Below are 276 nucleotides of genomic sequence, written 5' to 3' on the forward strand. Positions count from 1 at the left end.
TATATCCCTCTTTTGTCACTCTCCGAATTAAGCTAGTAGTAAATCAACTAATTTATCCAGAAGAATAAAAGGGTTTAAATTCATTCATTATACCAATGAGTTGATTGAATCCCAGCAACAAATCGGAGTTAGGAAAAATATCTAACCAGGGATAAATCAATCCCAATAGTAACAGAGGTTGGACAATTAAGCGCAGATTATTTAGAGCATTCTTCCATCCACTTTTCTGATTCCATTGTTGATGATTGGAAAACTTAACAGAATTGCTTTCCTGTA

General features: G+C 33.7%; 1 pseudogene. It reads right to left on the reverse strand.

Annotated elements, in window-relative coordinates:
• Positions 1-52: 52 nt before the first annotated feature.
• Positions 53-276, reverse strand: a pseudogene (locus PL9631_RS25920) (IS701 family transposase); the annotation flags it as partial.

The organism is Planktothrix paucivesiculata PCC 9631 (assembly GCF_900009265.2).
Lineage (GTDB): Bacteria > Cyanobacteriota > Cyanobacteriia > Cyanobacteriales > Microcoleaceae > Planktothrix > Planktothrix paucivesiculata.